The organism is Rahnella ecdela (genome assembly GCF_019049625.1).
GTDB classification, from domain to species: Bacteria; Pseudomonadota; Gammaproteobacteria; order Enterobacterales; family Enterobacteriaceae; genus Rahnella; species Rahnella ecdela.
The window spans coordinates 1-581 of record NZ_JAFMOY010000050.1; the positions used below are offsets into that span (position 1 = coordinate 1).

Annotated in this window: 1 protein-coding gene and 2 pseudogenes; 2 read left to right on the top strand and 1 reads right to left on the bottom strand. The window is 50.6% G+C overall.

Annotated elements, in window-relative coordinates:
• Both J1784_RS00235 and J1784_RS00240 read left to right on the top strand, forming a co-directional pair.
• Window positions 1-95, top strand: a 95-nt coding sequence (locus tag J1784_RS00235; protein WP_217147578.1) for an IS3 family transposase, incomplete at its 5' end; no start/stop codon positions are given.
• A 107-nt stretch (window positions 96-202) separates the two neighbouring features.
• A pseudogene (locus J1784_RS00240) lies at window positions 203-454 on the top strand (IS4/Tn5 family transposase DNA-binding protein); the annotation flags it as partial.
• 1 nt (window position 455) lies between these two features.
• Here J1784_RS00240 and J1784_RS00245 read toward each other — a convergent pair.
• A pseudogene (locus J1784_RS00245) lies at window positions 456-581 on the bottom strand (transposase); the annotation flags it as partial.

A 581-nucleotide genomic window follows, 5' to 3' on the forward strand; every position in this document is an offset into this window, starting at 1 on the left:
GGTATATCGGCTATTACAACAATGAACGGATCAAACTGAAGTTAAAGGGCCTGAGCCCGGTAGAATACCGGACCCGGGCCACAGCGGCAGCCTGATTACAACCGTCCAACTTTATGGGGTCAGTTCATTCATGCCGGGGATTTTTTTGAACTTTTTTCCTCTCTGTTGATTCTCTTTATATTCTCCTTCCTGGGTTTTTAGTATGGTGCTATCAGATTGTTATTCATGGGCTAAAGAGATTTTCGGGCTTGCTGCGCTTGGCGATTTACGCCGTACCCGTCGTCTCGTGACTCTGGCCACCTCACTTGCTCAACATGCCGGACTTTCTATCGTGAAATCATCACATTCTCCTGCTGAAGTGGAAGGGGCCTATCGCCTTCTGCGTAACCCTAATATTACCCCTGACGCCATTGCTGACGCCGGCTTCACCGCAACGGCCAAAGCTGCACGATCCTAACCTCATGCGTATCAGCGTCCACCGCCAGGTGCAGTTTACGCCAGACGCGGCGCTTTTCCTTGCCGTGTTTTTTCACCTTCCACTCTCCTTCCCCGAAGACTTTTAATCCGGTGGAGTCGATAAC